Origin of the sequence: Immundisolibacter sp., assembly GCF_028696615.1 — a bacterium.
GTDB lineage: Bacteria > Pseudomonadota > Gammaproteobacteria > Immundisolibacterales > Immundisolibacteraceae > Immundisolibacter.
On the sequence record NZ_JAQVGQ010000027.1, the window covers coordinates 2,377 to 18,752 of the forward strand.

The following is a 16,376-nucleotide window of genomic DNA, read 5'->3' on the forward strand; positions in this document are numbered from 1 at the left end:
GTGATCCGGCCGCTGGCGGTGGACAAGACCGAGATGACCATCTACTGCCTGGGCGCCAAGGGCGAGAGCGATGCGGCGCGCGAGATCCGCATCCGCCAGTACGAGGATTTCTTCAACACCTCGGGCCTGGCGACGCCGGACGACACCATCGCCTACGAGGACTGCCAGGTCGGCCATCAGGCGCGCGTGCTCGAGTGGATGCAGGGTACCGCGCGCGGCATGACGCTTTATCACAAAGGCGGCGACGCCCTGTCGCACGAAATCGGTGTCGAGCCCGAGTCGGGCACCATGGGTCCGATGGGCGTGTGGGACGAGACCGTCTATTTCGGCGGCTATCGCGCCTGGAAGCAGCTCATCAAGGACGGCCTGGAAGCCGACGGCTTGCTGTAAGAGCCCGTCTTTCCGCCATCAACGCAAGGGGAGTATTCCGTGACCGATCTCGTCAAGGCGCTGGCCGAGGCCAGTCAGCTGCTGTACCGCGAAGCCTATTACCTGGACGCCCGCCGCTGGGACGAGTGGCTGGCCCAGTTCACCGACGACTGTGAGTTCTGGATGCCGGCCTGGAAAGGCGAGCACGAACTGACCGAAAATCCCAAACGCGAGATTTCGCTGATCTACTACGGCAGCCGCGCCGGCCTGGAGGACCGCGTCTGGCGCATCCGCTCGGGGCAGTCCATCGCCAGCACGCCGGTGCCGCGCACCACGCACACCGTCAACAATATCCTGGTCGAGGACGTCGGCGCCGACAGCATGACTGCGCTGTCCACTTGGACCGCGCATTGCTTTTTCCACAAGACCAACAAGACCGAAGTATTCTTCGGCGACTACCGGCACACGCTGCGCCGCACCGCCGACGGCTGGAAAATCGCCCGCAAGTACGTGGTGCTCAAGAACGACTACGTGCCGACCATGCTCGACATCTACAACATCTGACCGCCGATTCACTCCCCCGGAGCCTTGCCAATGTCTGCCAATCCCCAATCCGTGATGCCTGGGCGCGCACACTCGCCCGCCAACATGACCGCCTCCTACTGGCTGGAGGCGATGAACGAAATCGGCGTCGATTACCTGTTCTGCAACATGGGCACCGACCATGCGCCGATCATCGAGGCCATGGCGCAGTGGCGCAAGGAAGGCCGCAAATACCCGAAGGTCATCCTGTGCCCGCACGAGAACACCGCCGTGCACATGGCGATCGGCTACTACCGCGCCACCGGCCGCGCGCAGGCCGTGCTGGTGCACGTCGACGCCGGCACCGCCAACGCCGCCATGGGCCTGCACAACGCGTTCCGTTCGCGCATTCCGCTGGTGCTGATGGCCGGCACCGCGCCGGTCACCATCCGCGGCGAGCTGCTCGGCACGCGCGACACCTACGTGCACTTCATCCAGGACCCCTACGACATGAAGGGGATCGTGCGCAATTACGTGAAGTGGGAATACCAGCTGCCGACCGGCATCATCGTCAAGGAGGCGATGCGCCGCGCCTTCACCATGGCCGAGAGCGACCCGCCGGGGCCGGTGTACATGACCCTGCCGCGCGAGATCCTGGCCGAGACCTGGGAGCCGGGGCAGATCGCCTCCTTCCCGGTCGACGCCTACGGCCCGCTGCGTCTGGGTGGTGTGAACGACGCGCCGCTCGCCGAGATCGCCGACCGCCTGCTGGCGGCCGACTACCCGCTGCTGATCACCAGTTACGCCGGGCGCAACCTCGGCACCCCGGCGCTGCTCGACGAGCTCGGGCAGCTGGTCGGCATGGGCGTGATCGAGTCCTACCCGCAGGTGCTGAACATCTCCAAGGCCTCGCCGGTGTTCCTGGGCAACCAGTCCGAGCCGCACCTGCCGAAGGTGGACTTCGGCCTCATGGTCGACACCGACCTGCCGTGGATGCCCAAGGACGCGAGTCCCAACCCCGACACCTTCTGGGCGCACATCGACATCGATCCCATCAAGAGCGAAATCCCGATGTGGGGTTTCCCCGGTCACCTCAAGGTGCAGGCGGACAGCTACCAGGCGCTTTCGCGCCTGATCGAAATCGTCAAGGGCAAGCTCACCGACGCCCACCGTGCGCGCGCCAAGGCGCGGCTCGAAGCCTTCGGCAAGCAGCGTCAGGAGGCCGTGGCCTACATCCAGAACCTTGCCAAGGACAAGGGCACCGACGGCCTGATCAACCCCGCCTACCTGTGCGCCGAGCTGAACAAGGTGCTGCGCGAGGACGACGTGCTGGTCAGCGAGGCGGTGATGAACGAGCCCTCGGTCGGCATGCAGATCATGCGCACCCGGCCCGGTACCGTGCTGGGTCTGGGCGGCGGCGGCCTGGGTTACAGCCCGGGCGCGGCGCTCGGCATGAAGCTCGCCAAGCCCGACGCCATGGTGCTGCACCTGTCCGGCGACGGCAGCTTCTACTTCGGCAACCCGAGCTCCACCTACGAGGTGTCGCGCGAGCACAAGCTGCCGATCTTCACCGTGGTGTTCGAGAACGGCGGCTGGTCGGCGGTGAAGGAGTGCACCATCAAGGTCCACCCGGACGGCGTGTCGCGTGATACCGACGAGTTCCAGGCGCGCCTTAATCCGAGCTACCAGTTCCAGAAGGTGTGCGAGGCGGCGGGCGGTCACGGCGAGGACGTGTCCAACCCGGATGACCTGCCGGCGGCCATCGCCCGCTGCGTCAAGGCGGTGCGCGAGGAAGGCCGCTCGGCATTGCTGGTGGCGCACGTGCGGCGCCTGTAGTCGACCGCCCGCGGCTTGATTCGGCGCCGTCACCCTGCGCGGGTGGCGGCGCCTTTTTGTTTGCGTTGTTTGCGGCCTGCCGGCCGCACAGGGCTTAGTCCAGCGCTGCCAGCGCCTGCGCCATGTCGGCAATCAGGTCGCGTTCGTCCTCGACGCCCACCGACACGCGCACCAGGCCGGGGCCGATGCCGGCGGCGGTCAGCGCCGCGGGCGTCATGGCGGCGTGGCTCATGCTGGCCGGGTGCTCGATCAGGCTCTCGACGCCGCCGAGGGATTCCGCAAAGGCGTACAGCTTCAGGCGCTCGACCAGGCGGAACACGGCCGCCTCGCCGCCCTCGAGGTCGAAGCTCAGCATGGCGCCGAAGCCGTGCTGCTGGCGCCGCGCCAGGTCGTGGTCCGGGTGGCTGGCCAGGCCGGGGTAGTACACACGCTCGACGCGCGCGTGGCCGGCGAGGAACGCCGCCAGCGCCGCGGCGTTTTTCTGGTGTGCCTGCATGCGCAGCGGCAGTGTCTTGATGCCGCGCAGCACCAGCCAGGCGTCGTAGGGCGAGCAGGTGGTGCCGAGCGCGTTGGCGGTGGCGGCGACGCGCTCGGCCAGCTCGCGCGTGCCGGCCACGATGGCGCCGCCGACCACGTCGCTGTGGCCGTTCAGGTACTTGGTGGTGGAGTGCACCACCAGGTCCGCGCCGAGTGCGAGCGGCCGCTGCAGGTACGGGCTCAGAAAGGTGTTGTCGGCGCAGCTCAGCGCGCCGCGCGCGCGTGCCAGCGCACACACGGCGGCGATGTCGGTCAGGCGCAGCAGCGGGTTGCTGGGGGTTTCGATCCACACCAGCGCCGTGTCCTTTTCGAAGGCCGCCGCCACGGCGCCGGGATCGCCCATGTCGACCAGCGAGAAGCGCAGCCCGCGGGCGGGCATGAGGCTGCTGAACAGGCGGTAGGTGCCGCCGTAGATGTCGTTGCCGGCGATCACGTGCGCGCCGGCCGGCAGCAGGTGCAGCACGGTGGCGATGGCGGCCATGCCGGTGGCGACCGCGGTCGCGCCGGCGCCGCCCTCCAGGCTCGCCAGGTTTTGCTCGAGCGCGTCCCGGGTGGGGTTTTTGGTGCGCGTGTAGTCGTAGCCGCTGGTCTGCCGGGGGCCCTCGAAATAGAACGTGGACGAGGGATAGATCGGCGTCACCACCGAGTTGTACAGTGGGTCTTTGTACACGCCTGCGTGCACGCAGCGGGTGGCGAACTGCAGGTCGTCGAGTGGGATGTCGCGCTTCACGGGGATTCGGCGGCCGGGGAAAAAGGGCGCGACAGTCTATCAATTCATTCTCGCGGGCAAGCGGGCAGGCGGTCACGCGCGTGTGCTGGCGCGCCGCCCAACGTAGAATTCGCGCTTCGCGATCGCCTCATCCCGCGCGGCGGTGCGGCTTTTTGCAACGGTTGCCATCGCCGGATCATTTCCAAGGAGTAATCACCGTATGCCGCTGCGCAGCACGCGTCGCGACCTGCTGAAGTTCATGGGTGCGGGCGGCCTGCTGGCGCTGGCCGGGCTGTTTCCGACCGGCGTGCTGGCGCGCGCCAAGCTAGGCCCGCGTCGCCCGTTCAGCCTCGAGATGCTGCGCGAGCAGGCGCGCGCGCTGGCCGCCCGGCCGTACGCGCCGCCGCCCATTTCGGACGCCGAGCTGCTGTACAGCATCGACTTCGACACCATCCAGAAGATTCGCTTCCGGCCCGAGCAGGCGTTGTGGAGCGATCCGCCGTCACCATTCGGCGTGCAGCTGTTCCACCCGCACCGGTTTGCGCAAAAGCCGGTGCGCATTTATCTGGTGCAGGCCGGCGAGGCGCGCGAGGTGCCGTTCTCGACCGACCTGTTCGAGTACGGCACGCCGGGGCTGGCCAAGAAGCTGGCGCATCACGGCGGCTTTGCCGGCTTTCGGGTCATGGACCCGGCGCCGGCCAGGACCGACTGGCTGGCTTTCCAGGGCGCGTCGTATTTCCGCAGCTGCGGTCCTTCCGGCCAGTATGGGCTGTCGGCGCGCGGCATCGCCGTCGACACCGCCATGCCGCGGCCGGAGGAGTTTCCGGACTTCATTGCGTTTTATCTCGAGCAGCCGGTCGGTGACAGCATCACGCTGTATGCGTTGCTCGACGGCCCCAGCCTGAGCGGCGTGTATCGCTTCGTGTGCCGGCGTGCGGACCCGGTGGTGACCGAGGTGCATGCCGAGCTGTTCATCCGCCAGGACATCGGCCGCCTTGGGGTGGCGCCGCTGACCAGCATGTTCTGGTATGGCGAGAACAACCGGCAGCGTGCCGTCGACTGGCGGCCCGAGATTCACGACTCCGACGGCCTGGCGCTGTGGACCGGCGCCGGCGAGCGGCTGTGGCGGGTGATCGAGAATCCCGCGCTGGTGAAGACCTCGTCGTTCGTCGATTTCAACCCGCGCGGCTTCGGGCTGTCGCAGCGCGACCGCGATTTCGACAACTACCAGGACGACGGTGCCTTTTACGATCGCCGCCCGTCGGTGTGGGTCGAGCCGCTCGGCGAGTGGGGCGAGGGCGCCGTGCAGCTGGTGGAAATCCCCACCGATGACGAGATCCACGACAACCTCGTCGCCTACTGGACGCCCAAGGAGCCGGTGCGCGCCGGCGCCAGCTGGACTTTCGATTACCGCCTGTACTGGGGCAACGACGAGCCGTTGCTGCCGCCGGTGGCGCGCGTGCGCCACACCTGGAAGGGCCGGCCCGGCATCGCCGGGCTGGCGGCCAGCCAGGTGGCGGCGCTGCCGCCGGGCGTCAAATTCGTCATCGACTTTGCCGGCGGTCCGCTGGCCGGCCTCGAGCAGCGCTTCGACCTCGAAGCGGTGGTGACCGCCTCGCGCGGGCGCATCGACAACTCGCATGTGCTCAAGGTGGTCGGCACCGATCGCTGGCGGGCCGCGTTCGACCTGTACGTCGACGACGCCAGCGCCGACAACCCGGTCGAGCTGCGCTGCTACGTGCGTCTGGGCGAGAAAGTGCTGACCGAGACCTGGCTGTACCAGTACATCGCCGCGCGCACATGTTGACGCGCCGTGCCTTGGTTGCGCTGTTGGCGGCTTGGGCCGGGCTCGCGCACGGCGCTGCCGACGTCGATTTCGATCACCTGAAGGCACGCGCCCAGGCGCTGGCGCGGGCCGCCTACGCCGCGCCGCCGGCACCGGATGCGGCGTCGCCGGCAATCGACCCTGGGCGCCTGCGGGACCTCGCGGTCAAGCCGGCGCGCGCGCCGTGGTCGATGCAGTCGCGTTTCGTGCCGTTGCCGTTGGCGCCGCGCGCCGACTGCGCGCCGACCCGGTTCCATTCCATTCAGGCCAGCGGCATCGCGTCGTTCGAGTACCGGCCGGAGCTGTTCGACTGGGCGGCGGTCGGGGTGACGGCGCCGCCGGCGGCGGCTGGCTTTTGTGGCTTTCGGCTGTTGTATCCGCCCGCCAGCGGCGGCGGACGGGTCGATCTGGCGCGGTTCGGTGGCGATGTTTGGCAGCTGGTCGGTGCCGGGCAGGCGTTTGGCGCGGCGGCGTGGGTGGCGGGCGAGATCGGCGGCGACGGGCAGGCGCGGGCGGTGCCGTTTCGCGAGTTCTGGTTGCTGCGGCCGGCCGCCGGGGCGCGCCAGCTGCGCCTGTACGCGCTGGCCGACGCGACGGCGCTGACGGCGGCGGTGCAGATCGATGTGATGCCGGGACCGGTCAACCGCGCCGAGGTCAGGATGGCGCTGTATCCGCGCGAGGCGGCCGGCGAGCTGCTGCTGGCGCCGCTCGCCGGCAGTTTCCTGCAGGGCGAGCTGCAGCCGCGGCGACTGTCGCCGCTGCAGGCGGAGCGGCACAGCGTCGATGGTCTGGCCATCCATACCACGGCCGGCGGCTGGGTGTGGCGGCCGCTCGACAACCCGCGCGGGCGCTCGGCTTACAGTTTTCTGGTCGACACGCCGCGCGGCTTCGGCCTGCTGCAGCGCGACCGGGAGCCCGGCCATTACGAGCCGGGCACGGCGCACGCCCAGCAGCCCGACCTGTGGTTGACGCCGGCGGGTGACTGGGGCGCCGGGCAGCTGCGCCTGATCGAAAGCCCCGCCAAAACCGACGAGCCGCCCAACGTGGTGGTCGGCTTCGTGCCACGCCAGCGGCCGGCCGCCGGCGCCGAGATCAGCCTGGCCTACACGCTGGAGTGGTCGAGCGATGCCTCGCTGCCGCGTCCGGGCGGCTACGTGGTGGCCACGCGCAGCGGTGCCGCCGACGACGGCGGGCGTCGGTATGTGGTGGATTTTGCCGGCTCCGCCCTGCAGGGGCTGCCGCCGGGCGTGGCGCCGACCGCCGTCATCGACGTGGCACGCGGCGGCAAGCTGCGCCGCCAGCAGGTGCAGGCCAACCCGTACGCCGGCGGCTGGCGTCTGCTGTTCGACTTCGGCCGCGAAACCGACGCCCCGCTGCAGCTGCGAGCCTACCTGCAGCACGCCGACCAGCCTCTGACCGAAACCTGGGACTATGTCGATCCGTCTCGTTGAGTGGCCAGCGGCGCGGCCGCGGCGGCCTTTTTCCGGCGGCCTGCGCTGGCTGGTGGGGCTGGTGTGTGGGTTGTGGCTGGCCGGCGCGCCGGGCGCCGCCGTGTCCGACGACTGGGCGCGCGTGGTGCACCTGGCGCGCGAGCGCGCTGCGGCGGCCTACCAGCCGGCGCCGGCGGCGTTGCCGGACTGGCTGATGCAGCTCGACTACCGCGCCTGGCAGGACATTCGTTTCGATCCGAACGTCGCGCTGTGGGCGGGGCAGGGGCTGCCGTTTTCGGTGCGCTTCCATCACCCGGGGAGCATTTACCGCCAGCCGGTGGCCATCAGCGAGATCGACGCCGGCCAGGCGCGCCCGCTGGCGTTCGCGCCGGGGCAGTTCTTTTACGGCCCCGGCGTGGACCGTCAGCGCGTGCCGGGCGACCTGGGCTATGCCGGCTTCACGGTGTATGCGCGTGCCGGCGAGTCCTGGCGGCCGGTACTGGAGTTTCTGGGCGGCAGCTTCATGCGGGGCGGCGCGCCGCTGTTGCCGGCCGGCGCGCGGGCGCGGGCGCTGGCCATCGACACCGGCCTGCCCAGTGGCGAGGAGTTTCCGCTGTTCACCGACTTCTGGTTGGCACGCCCGCGGGCCGACGCCAAGCAGCTGGTGATCTATGCGCTGCTCGACTCGCCGCGCGTGAGCGGCGCCTACCGCATCACGCTGCGCGCCGGCAGCGAGGTGGTTACCGATGTCGAGGCCAGGCTGTTTTTCCGCGCCGCGGTGGGGCGCCTGGGTCTGGGACCGTTGTCGACCATGTTCTGGTATGGCGAAAACGGCCCGCCGGTGGACGACTACCGGCCCGAGGTACACAGCTCCGATGGCCTGTTGATGCTGGCCGGCGCCGAGCGCCTGTGGCGGCCGCTGGTCAACGGGCCGCGCCTGGCGCATCAATTCCTGGCCGCGCCCGCCGGCACCGCCTATGGGCTGTTGCAGCGCGACCGGGATTTCGACCATTACCAGGACCTCGACGCGGCCTACCAGGCGCAGCCCAGCGTATGGCTGGAGCCGCTGCGCGGCTTCGGTGACGGTCGCCTGGCGTTGCTGGAATTGCCGGTGCGCGATGGTAGGAACCAGAACGTGCTGGCTTATTTCGTGCCGAATCGCGAACTGCAGGGCGGCGATCGCCTGTCGCTGCACTATCGGTTGCGCTGGGGGGATGGCGAGCCGGCCGGCCTGGCCGGGCGGGTGCTCGCCACGCGCAGCCTGCGCGAGGGTGAGGTGACCACCTACCAGGTCGATTTTTCGGCGCTGGAGGCGGCAAAGGCACCGCCGCGGGCCGTGGTGGCCATCCAGGGCGGCGAGGCCGGCGAGCCGCAGGTGCAGGCGCTGGGTGAGGGCTGGCGGCTGACGTTGCCGGTCAAGCACCCCGAGGGCGGGCCGCTGAGCATCCGCGCCGGCTTGCGCGTGGACGGTGGCGTGGCCAGCGAAACCTGGTTCTATCACCTCGGTGAGCTGGAGTGAGCCGGTGACCGAGCGAGCCGCGACCGTCCGCGATTACCTCGAGCGCCTGGCCGGCGCGGGCGTGCCGGCGCCGCCGGACGCGGCCGGCGCGCCAGACATCGCTGCGCTGCAGGCGCACCTGGTCGCCGGATGGTCGGGCGGCGATCAGCCTGCCGACGCCGACGCGGCCTGGGTGCGCGAGCTCGTGCAGCGCGCCTACGGCCTGCCGGTGGCGGCGCCGCAGCGGGCGCTGATGCCGACGCTGCTGCCGCTGCGCCGCCAGCACATGACGGCGCGGCCCCTGCACCGCGGCTTTTTCCGCCAGTTGCTGGCGATGTTCGTGTATCGCCCGGCGGCGCGCCTGCTGCGGGTGTTCCAGGTGTTGACCGGCCGGGTGGAGCGGACATGACGCGCATGGCCGATTTCGACCAGCCGCACGCGCTGGCCGCCACCTGGCGGCGGCTGCTGCTGCTGGCGCTGGTGCTGATCCCGGCCACCATCGCCAGTCAGTTCATGCGCGAGGTGCTGCCCTACGGCGGGCGCACCGGGCTGGAACTGGCCATCATCATCGTGTTCGGGGTGCTGTTCGGCTGGATTTCGATCGGCCTGTGGACCTCGGCCATCGGTTTTCTGGTGCTGTTGATCGGGCGCGACCGCTACAACCTGGTGCGCGCCACGGGCGACATGCAGCCGATCGACCCCACCGCCCGCACCGCCATCCTGCTGCCGGTGTTCGCCGAGGACATGGGCCGGGTCGGCGCCGGGCTGCGCGCCACCTTCGAGTCGCTGGCCGCCACCGGGCAGCTCGATCGGTTCGATTTCTTCCTGCTCAGCGACACCCAGGACCCCGGCCGCTGGGTGGACGAGGAAGTCGCCTGGGCCACGCTGTGCCGCGACATGGGCGCCCAAGGCCGGCTGTTCTACCGGCGCCGGCACGTCAACCTCAAGCGCAAGAGCGGCAACGTGGCCGACTTCGTGCGCCGCTGGGGCGCGCATTACCGCTACATGGTGGTGTTCGACGCCGACAGCGTGATGAGCGGCGAGGCGCTGGTGAAGCTGGTCAACATGATGGAGGGCAGCCCGCGCGTGGGGCTGATCCAGACCGTGCCGCAGCCGATGGGCCAGCACACGCTGTTCGCGCGCATGCTGCAGTTCACCGGCCATGCCTACGGGCCGATCTTCGCCGCCGGCCTGCACTTCCTGCAGCTCGGCGACGGTCCGTTCTGGGGCCACAACGCCATCATCCGCGTCGAGGCGTTTCGCCAGAACTGTGGCCTGCCGCGCCTGCCGGGTCGCCCGCCGCTGGGCGGCGACATCCTGAGCCACGATTTCGTCGAATCGGCGCTGCTGCGCGGCGGCGGCTGGACCATCTGGCTGGCGCACGACCTGCCGGGTAGCTACGAGGAACTGCCGCCGACGCTGCTCGACGCCATGAAGCGCGACCGCCGCTGGTGTCAGGGCAACCTGCAGCACCTGCGGCTGCTGTTCGCCGAGGGCCTGTTCCCGGCGCACCGGGCGCTGTTCATCAACGGCATCATGTCCTACGTGTCGGCGTTGCTGTGGCTGGTGTTCCTGCTGCTGTCGAGCGGGCATGCGGTGTGGCAGGCGCTGCAGCCGCCGGATTACTTCCCGACCGGTCCGGCGCTGTTCCCGCAGTGGCCGGTGTGGCAGCCGCGCTGGGCGCTGTTGCTGATCGTCGCCACCGCGGTGATCCTGTTCGCGCCCAAGCTGCTGGCCGTGCTGCTGATCGTCGTGCAGCGGCGGGCGCGCCTGTTCGGCGGGGTGCTGCGGCTGCTGGCCAGCGCGGTCGCGGAAACCCTCATGTCGGCGCTGCTGGCGCCGGTGCAGGCGGTGTTCCATGCCAAGTTCGTGCTGTTCACGCTGCTCGGCCAGCAGGTCGGCTGGGGCGCGCAGTCGCGTGGCGATGCCAGCACCGGCTGGGGTGAGGCGCTGCGTTACCACGGCACCGCCACGCTGTTCGCGGCTGTCTGGGGCCTGACGGTGTTCTGGTTGAATCCGGGCTTTTTCTGGTGGCTGCTGCCGGTGATCGTCGCGCTGCTGCTGGCGATCCCGCTGTCGGTCTGGAGCTCGCGCAGCAGCGTCGGGCGCCGGGCGCGCGCCGCCGGGCTGTTCCTGACCCCGCCGGAGACGGCACCCGAGCCGGTGCTGCAGGCCTTCGAGCGACATCTGGCGGCGGCCGAGCAGGCACCGCCGCCACGGCTGCGCGGCTTTGCGGCGGCGCTCGAGGAGCCGGTGGTGAATGCCCTGCACGTGGCCATGCAGGGACTGGCGCGGGGCGTGCGGGTGTCGCAGGCGATTCGCGCCCATCGGCAGGCGCTGGCGGACAAGGTGCTACAAAACGGCCCGGCTGCGCTCGGTGGGCGCGAGCAGAAACTGTTGCTGCGGCAGCCGCGGCTGCTGCTGGAGTTGCACCGGCAATGGTGGGCGCAAGGTGCGCGCCCGGCCGAGCGGCGCCACGGATGATGCACCGTGGCGGAGGATGCTCAAGCCACAATCAAGGGGCGTAAGCCATTGATCGTGCGGGCGCCGCGCGGTGAACATCCGCGCGGCGCGAGCGGGAGAATTCGCGGGGAAAATTTCCCCGCATCATCTCAATCGTTACGCAGGGCCAGGGCGACGCGCTCGAAGGCCGGTTCGAGCATCTGGCGGTATTTTTCGTCGATGCCGACATCGATCATGGCCTGGCGCATGCACTTCATCCACTGCTCGGACGCCGCCGCGTCGATCTTGAACGGCTTGTGCGCCTTGGCGATGCACGGGCTGCCGCGCTTTTGGATGAACAGCGGCGGCCCGCCCAGCCAGCCGGACAGGTACTCGAACAGGCTCTGGCGCACTGGTCCCAGGTCGTCCTTGTGCATGGCGCGGATGGTGGCGACTTCGGGGTCGGTGTCCATCAGCTCGTAGAAACGGTCGACCAGCCTGCGGACCGTGGCCTCGCCGCCGATCCAGTCGTACATCGTGTCGCTCACGCTTGAAACCTCTCGCGTCTGTGGGGGAAAGTCGGCGCGACACTATGCCGTGCCCGGCCCGGCGCGGGTTGACCGGCGTCAACGGTGAGAGCTTGTGAATGTTTCAAGCGCTCAGGCCGGCCAGGGATGGCCGGACGCGAAGCGAGCCCTTGAGGGCTTGATTCGCGGAAGCCCGTCCGGGCGTGTACCGGACGGGCGACGCAAGAAATGCGCAGGACGCGCATTTCCTCACAAACCCTGAGTGGTCGAACAGCGACCGGCCGTAATCACAGTGGGGAACATCGAGGCCATGAGCAGCCGCCCATCGAGGATACAGGCGTCGCTGGCGGCGCTGCGCTTCATCGGTAGGCGCCTCGCGCAGGAGCGTATCACCCAGACCGCCGCCAGCCTCACCTTCACCACGGTCATCTCGCTGGTGCCGCTGTTGGCGGTGATGCTGGCGCTGTTTACGGCGTTTCCGGCCTTCGATCAGCTGCGCGAGCGCCTGCAGCAGTGGGCGGCGCAGATGCTGCTGCCGCCCAACATTGCGGCCGCGGTGTTCGGCTACCTGAACGAGTTCGCACAGAAAGCCGCCGGTCTGGGCGCTGCCGGCGTGATCGGCCTGCTGGTGACCGCCACCATGCTGCTGCTGACCGTGGATCAGGCGCTGAACCGCATCTGGCGCACGCCGCGCCCGCGACCGCTGGCGCAGCGGGTACTGCTGTTCTGGGCCTGGGTCACGGCCGGTCCGGTGCTGGTCGCTTTCGCGCTCGGCCAGGTGTCGCTGGCGGCGGCGCTGTCGTCCGGCTGGCTGCATGCGCTGCCCGGCGGCGCGGCGCTGGCCGGCACGCTGCTGTCATGGCTGATCATGGGCGTGCTGCTGGCGCTGGTGTACCGGGTGGTGCCCAACACGCGCGTGCTGTGGCGCGACGCGCTGGCCGGTGGGTTGCTGGCGGCACTCGCCTTCAACCTCGCCAGCCGGCTGTTTGCCTGGTACATCGGCCGCCTACCCACCTACGCCGCGGTGTACGGTACCTTCGCCTCCGTGCCACTGGCGCTGATCTGGATTTACTGGAGCTGGCTGGTGGTGCTCGGTGGCGCCATCGTGGCGGCCTGGCTGCCGGCGCTGCGTGCCGGCGTGTTGGCGCCGGCGGCGCCGGTGGGGGGCGATTTTCTGCTGGCCTGGCAGGTGGTGCGGCGCTTGGCGGCTGGTCGCCAGCCGCCGTGCGGGCTCGACCTGGCGGCGTTGGCGCGCGATTTGGCCGTCGACCCGCAGCGCCTGGAGCAGGTAGTGCGAACGTTGCAGGCGCTGGGCTGGGTGGGGCAGGTCGACGGCGGCGGACCGCGCCGGCCGCCGCGCTGGGTTTTGTTGATCGACCCGCAGGCGGCGACGCTGGCGCCGCTGATCGATGCCCTGCTGCTGGACCGCGCGGCCTGTGCGCGCGCCGGCCTCGACCCCGACTGGTTGTTTCGCCGGCAGAGCCTCGAGCAGCCGCTGCTGGATGCCGCCGGCGACAGGGCGCCGGCGGACGACTGATCGCGCTCAGGCCGGCTCGGAGTTCACGCGCAGGTCACGCACCAGGCGCACGGCGGCGGTGCCGTCGGCGTAGAAGGCCGGCAGGCGACCGCGCTCGTGGAAGTGATGGGCGAAGCAGAACGCCCGCCCGGCGCCGTTGCTGGCCTCGAGCTTCAGTTGCAGGGTGAACAAACCGGCCGTGCTGGCGGTGGCTTCCATCCAGCCCAGCAGCGCGCTGCCGATGCCTAGGCGCCGGTACTGGGGATGCACCGCCAGCAGGGCGATCTGCGCCTGTTCGCTCAGCAGGTCGAGCACCGCGGCGCCGGCCAGGTAGCGGCCAGCCGCCGCCAGCACCAGCGCGCAGTTGGGGCTGCGGATGCGGCGGGCGATGCGCGCGGCGTCCCAACGCGCGTGTTGATGTTCCGGCATGGCCAGGCGCACCAGCCGGGCCACCGCCTGGGCATGGACGGCGCGCGCCGGCAGCAGGCGCAGGTCGGTTCCGGGCATGGGGTCGCCGGCCCGCTTCAGCCGGGCGGCCAGTGCATGGCGCGTCCGGCCAGCACGTGCAGGTGCAGGTGGTACACCGTCTGGCCGGCCAGACGGTTGCAGTTGATCACGGTGCGGTAGCCGTCGGCGGCGAAACCGTGCGCCTGCGCCAGCTGCCGGGCAGCCAGGACCATGCGCCCGATCGTGTCGGCGTGCTGTGGGCCGAGGTCGTTCAGGGTGGCGATGTGCTCGCGCGGGATCACCAGGGCATGGAAGGGCGCCTGCGGGTTGATGTCGCGGATGGCCAGCACGTGCTCATCGCTGTACAGGATGTCCGGCTGGATGTCGCCGGCCACCATCTTGCAGAACAGGCAGTCGCTCATGGTGCGGCTTGCCGGCAGCTGTCAGGCGCTGGCCGTGCGGCGCAGCGGCTCGCCACCCTGCTCGCGCAGCAGGCCCTCGCGCAGCAGGCGCAGCCACTCGCGGTACTGGCCGTGGTACAGCGTCTCGTCGGTGGCGTCCGGGCCGCTGCTGCTCGGCTGGATGCCCAGCTCCTTGGCGTACTGATCAGGTCCGCGGATGATGTGCTCGAGGCCGCGGTCGTAGCCCTGCTGCCACTCGACGATGCGAGCTTTGTAGCCCTCCTGGCAGGCTTCGAAGATGGCCAGATCGTCCGGGGTGGCCATGCCGGTGGCGTTGAAGAAATCCTCGTACTGGCGAATGCGCCGCTCGCGCATCTCGGCCGATTCCCCCTTGGCGGCGATGCAGTAGATCTTGACTTCGGTGAGCTCCGGCGAGATCGGCCGGAACACGCGAATTTGCGACGACGCCTGCTCCATGAGCTGCACGTTGGGGTAGATCAGCAGGTTGCGCTGGCGCCTCAGCATCCACTCGGCCATGGCGCCGCCGACGCGCTTTTCCACCTCTTCCTTCTGCTGCCATAGCGGGCGGTTTTGCGGCATGGGGAAGTCGATCCAGATCAGCGCGTGGCCGCGCTGCAGGTCGTAGCAGCCACTCTTGAAGCCCTTCATCATGGACTCGTCGTAGGCCACCTTGACCTTGTCGTCCTTGCCGGCGGCGGACGCCTTCATGCGCCGCGCGATCACGCCGACGTAGTTGGCGTGGATGGTGGTGAAGTGGTAGCCGTCGATGCCGTTTTCGGCCTGCATCTTCCAGTTGCCGCGGTACTGGTAGGTGGACCAGCCCTTGAGGACTTCCGCGCCCTGCGCCGACATGGCGTCGATCATGTCGATGAATGGTTTGGCGTCGGCCAGGTGGTCTTCCAGCGACGGCACGTCCGGGTTCAGGCTGCCGAACACGAAGCCCTTGTAGCTGGCCAGGCGCGGGATGTGCTTGAGGTCGTGGCTTTGCTGCTCGAAGGCCGGCGGGTAGGCGCCGGTGGCGCGGTCCTTGATTTCGACGTTGCGCCCGGCCGAGTCGAACACCCAGCCGTGGTAGGGGCAGGTCAGGAACTTGCTGTTGCTCCTCGCGGTGCGGCACAGCGTGGCGCCGCGGTGGGCGCAGGCGTTCACGAAGCAGTGCAGCTTGCCGTCACCGTCGCGGCTGACGATCACCGGCTGGCGGCCGATGTGGGTGGCGAAATGGTCGTACGGCTTGGCGACCTGGCTTTCGTGGCACAGGTAGATCCAGGTGCCCTCGAAGATGTGCTTCATCTCGAGATCGAACAGCTCCTGGTCCGTGAACAGCCGGCGACTGACCTCGAACAGGCCGTCCTGCGGGCGGTCGATCAGCAACTGGCTCAGGTCGTTCGGGGTCATCGGCTGTCTCCTGCGGCGTGGGGAGCGGGCTGCCGGACGCAGCGCGCGCTGTGGGCGTGATTGTGCCATGGCCGCCTGCGCCGGTTGAGCGGTCGTTCACCGCGCCCGGCGCCGGGCGGGTTGCGCGCTAGAATCGCCGACCTTTTACGCGGGACCTGCCCGATGACGCTGCTGTGGATCGTCCTTTTCACGCTGCTGGGCGGTGTCGCCAGTGCCGGCGCCGCCGGCGCGCTGCTGCTGGTGCCGGACCGGCTGCGCGAGCGGCTGATGCCGTCGCTGGTCGGTTATGCGGTCGGCGCCATGCTGGCGGCGGCGTTCCTGGGGCTGCTGCCGGAGGCGTTCGAGTACCCCGGTGCGGCGCCGGGGCGGATTACGGCCGTACTGCTGGGCGGCATCCTGCTGTTTTTCGTGCTGGAAAAATTCGTGCTGTGGCGGCACTGTCACACCGATACGTGCGCGGCGCACGGCAGTCACGCGCCACTCAGCACGGCGCGGCCGTGGCGGGCGGCCGGCACGCTGGTGTTGATCGGCGACAGCGTGCACAACCTGATCGACGGCGTGCTGATCGCCGCCGCCTTCCTGACCGACCCGCATCTTGGCGTGCTCACCGCGCTGGCCATCGTGGCGCACGAAATTCCGCAGGAAATCGGCGACGTGGCGGTGCTGGTGCACAGCGGCTACTCGCCCGGGCGGGCGATGGTCTACAACCTGCTGACCAACGTGCCGACGCTGCTGGGCGGCGTGGTGGCCTATTTCGCCCTCGAATCCGCCCAAGGCACGCTGCCGTACGTGCTGACACTGGCGGCGGCCAGTTTCGTCTACATCGCCGTCGCCGACCTGATTCCAGACCTGCACCGGCGCCCGGAGCCGGCGGCCACCGCCTGGCAGGTGCTGCTGATCG

General features: G+C 69.7%; 14 protein-coding genes and 1 pseudogene. 10 read left to right on the top strand and 5 right to left on the bottom strand.

Going from position 1 to position 16,376, the window contains the following annotated elements; all coding sequences use genetic code 11:
* The 3 genes and pseudogenes from PHC73_RS03340 to PHC73_RS03350 all read left to right on the top strand — a co-directional run.
* Positions 1-390: pseudogene (locus PHC73_RS03340) on the top strand (ribosomal subunit interface protein); the annotation flags it as partial.
* 39 nt (positions 391-429) lie between these two features.
* The gene (locus tag PHC73_RS03345) at positions 430-933 is read left to right on the top strand and encodes an aromatic-ring-hydroxylating dioxygenase subunit beta (protein WP_300124444.1); all 504 of its coding nucleotides are present in this window, start codon (positions 430-432) and stop codon (positions 931-933) included.
* Between the two features lie 84 nt (positions 934-1,017).
* Positions 1,018-2,727, top strand: coding sequence for a thiamine pyrophosphate-requiring protein (locus PHC73_RS03350; RefSeq protein ID WP_300124447.1), 1,710 nt, complete (start codon positions 1,018-1,020; stop codon positions 2,725-2,727).
* Positions 2,728-2,821: 94 nt separating this feature from the next.
* Here the strand turns inward: PHC73_RS03350 and PHC73_RS03355 are convergent, their stop codons facing one another.
* Positions 2,822-3,994: a PLP-dependent aspartate aminotransferase family protein gene (locus tag PHC73_RS03355; protein WP_300124450.1), complete on the bottom strand. Its 1,173-nt coding sequence runs from the start codon at positions 3,992-3,994 to the stop codon at positions 2,822-2,824.
* A 199-nt stretch (positions 3,995-4,193) separates the two neighbouring features.
* Between PHC73_RS03355 and PHC73_RS03360 the strand changes: the two genes are divergently transcribed.
* From PHC73_RS03360 to mdoH, 5 genes are read left to right on the top strand one after another with little or no spacing between them, the layout of a single operon-like run.
* Positions 4,194-5,780, top strand: coding sequence for a glucan biosynthesis protein (locus tag PHC73_RS03360; protein WP_300124452.1), 1,587 nt, complete (start codon positions 4,194-4,196; stop codon positions 5,778-5,780).
* On the top strand, positions 5,774-7,249 hold the full coding sequence (locus PHC73_RS03365; RefSeq protein WP_300124454.1) for a glucan biosynthesis protein: 1,476 nt from the start codon (positions 5,774-5,776) through the stop codon (positions 7,247-7,249). The genes PHC73_RS03360 and PHC73_RS03365 overlap by 7 nt, the downstream gene beginning before the upstream one ends.
* A complete protein-coding gene (locus PHC73_RS03370) occupies positions 7,230-8,747 on the top strand; it encodes a glucan biosynthesis protein (protein WP_300124456.1) in 1,518 nt (505 codons plus the stop codon). Before PHC73_RS03365 ends, PHC73_RS03370 begins: the two co-directional genes overlap by 20 nt.
* A 4-nt stretch (positions 8,748-8,751) precedes the next feature.
* Positions 8,752-9,135, top strand: coding sequence for a hypothetical protein (locus PHC73_RS03375; protein ID WP_300124459.1), 384 nt, complete (start codon positions 8,752-8,754; stop codon positions 9,133-9,135).
* On the top strand, positions 9,132-11,210 hold the full coding sequence (mdoH, locus tag PHC73_RS03380; RefSeq protein ID WP_300124462.1) for a glucans biosynthesis glucosyltransferase MdoH: 2,079 nt from the start codon (positions 9,132-9,134) through the stop codon (positions 11,208-11,210). The genes PHC73_RS03375 and mdoH overlap by 4 nt, the downstream gene beginning before the upstream one ends.
* Positions 11,211-11,338: 128 nt before the next feature.
* Here mdoH and PHC73_RS03385 read toward each other — a convergent pair whose 3' ends face one another.
* A complete protein-coding gene (locus PHC73_RS03385; RefSeq protein ID WP_300124465.1) occupies positions 11,339-11,716 on the bottom strand; it encodes a group II truncated hemoglobin in 378 nt (125 codons plus the stop codon).
* A 289-nt stretch (positions 11,717-12,005) separates the two neighbouring features.
* Between PHC73_RS03385 and PHC73_RS03390 the strand changes: the two genes are divergently transcribed.
* Positions 12,006-13,232, top strand: coding sequence for a YihY family inner membrane protein (locus PHC73_RS03390; RefSeq protein ID WP_300124467.1), 1,227 nt, complete (start codon positions 12,006-12,008; stop codon positions 13,230-13,232).
* 6 nt (positions 13,233-13,238) lie between these two features.
* On the opposite strand, the gene PHC73_RS03395 is transcribed toward PHC73_RS03390, so the two are convergent.
* Genes PHC73_RS03395 through PHC73_RS03405 form a run of 3 tightly spaced genes read right to left on the bottom strand, consistent with a single transcriptional unit; the run spans position 13,239 to position 15,475 of the window.
* Positions 13,239-13,718 carry a GNAT family N-acetyltransferase gene (locus PHC73_RS03395; protein WP_300124469.1) on the bottom strand — a complete coding sequence of 160 codons (480 nt, stop codon included), beginning with the start codon at positions 13,716-13,718 and terminating at the stop codon, positions 13,239-13,241.
* Between the two features lie 17 nt (positions 13,719-13,735).
* Complete coding sequence (locus tag PHC73_RS03400) at positions 13,736-14,080, bottom strand: histidine triad nucleotide-binding protein (protein ID WP_300124471.1); 345 nt, start codon at positions 14,078-14,080, stop codon at positions 13,736-13,738.
* A 21-nt stretch (positions 14,081-14,101) separates the two neighbouring features.
* Positions 14,102-15,475 (bottom strand): SRPBCC family protein, encoded by a 1,374-nt coding sequence (locus tag PHC73_RS03405; RefSeq protein ID WP_300124474.1) that lies wholly within the window; start codon positions 15,473-15,475, stop codon positions 14,102-14,104.
* 162 nt (positions 15,476-15,637) lie between these two features.
* Here PHC73_RS03405 and PHC73_RS03410 point away from each other — a divergent pair.
* On the top strand, positions 15,638-16,376 hold a 739-nt coding region (locus PHC73_RS03410; RefSeq protein ID WP_300124477.1), incomplete at its 3' end, for a ZIP family metal transporter.